The 1,193-nt window shown below is 74.1% G+C and carries 2 pseudogenes; one reads left to right on the forward strand and one right to left on the reverse strand.

The features are described 5' to 3' along the window. Positions 1–731, reverse strand: a pseudogene (locus KBX53_RS33545) (GGDEF domain-containing protein); the annotation flags it as partial. 217 nt (positions 732–948) lie between these two features. On the opposite strand from KBX53_RS33545, the pseudogene KBX53_RS33550 reads away from it, so the two are divergent. Further along, positions 949–1,193: pseudogene (locus tag KBX53_RS33550) on the forward strand (PH domain-containing protein); the annotation flags it as partial.

Below are 1,193 nucleotides of genomic sequence, written 5' to 3' on the forward strand. Positions count from 1 at the left end.
TCGTCCGTCGCATCGGCGGCACCGACCGCGACCAGCAACATCCCGAACACCAACGGGGGTACGGCCAGCAGGGCCACCCGCCCGGCCGGTGCGGACGGCGACACGGCCAGCAGCACCAACCCGCAGAGGGTGAGCAGGACGCCGCCTCGACAGATCGCCGCACCCGAGCGCCGCCACGGCCCCGCGAACACGTTCAACGCGGCCATCCCCAACCCGCCGAGCGTCAACGCGCAACCCAGCCGAACCGGGACCGACAGACCGTCCCACGGCAGCAGCAGCCAGCCGGCGAGGGCCATACCGACGGCCGGGCCGGTCGACTCGACCAGCCCGCGCAACCGGACCGCGGCCGTCGGCCGCGAGCGCCCGGGGAGCCGGTACAGACCGCTCGCCGAGAGGGCCGCCACGACCAGCGACCCGATCAGCACGGCGCGGGTGTGCCCGATGTCCGCCAGGGGCAGCACGACGGCGGTGAGACCGGCCGCCACCACCGCCGCGTCGAGCAGCACGCCCGCCGTGCGCGGTGGCGGGTCGGTGCCACGCCGGCTGGCCAGCCGGGACAGTCGCAGCCCGGCGAGTGTGGCGCCGGCGCCGGCGCCCAACGCGATCACCACCGAGGTCGGGACCAGGCCGGCGGCACCGGCGAGGAGGAGCAGCGCCACCGCCACGGACGTGGCGGCCTCGGGTGCCGCACGACGGGGGACGAGAACGCGGAACGGGTACGCGAGGAGCACGGCGGACGCCTTCGTGAGGGGGCACGGGGGCGGTGCGGCGGTGCGGGGCACCGGACGTTGCGAGTCCGCTACCCACGATTGACAACGATGGACAGCCGAAGTGGTTACTTGCCGGTTACTCAGGGAAAACAACGACCGGTGTCACTGTACGGCGTACTCCCGGCCGGTGGCACCGCCCGCCGCGAGCCGAAACGGCAGGAAGTGGGATCATCGGAGGGTGAGTAAGCCCGACACGGTCCGTTTCCGGTACAACCAAGCCATCCTGGTGGCCGCGATCATCGCCTTCGTCGGCGCCCTGCCGCTGGCCAACGCCCGGGCCTACCTGCTGCCGGTGCTGCTCGTCCCGCTCGCCGTCGCGGTCTGGGCCTGGCGGGCCGGCACCGACGCCGACGCGCGGGAGCTGCGCCTGCGGGCGTTGGTCGGGCAACGCCGGATCGGGTGGGAGCTGGTCCTGGAGCTGGC

The sequence above is a fragment of the Micromonospora sp. M51 genome (assembly GCF_018070305.1).
Taxonomy (GTDB): Bacteria; Actinomycetota; Actinomycetes; order Mycobacteriales; family Micromonosporaceae; genus Micromonospora; species Micromonospora parva.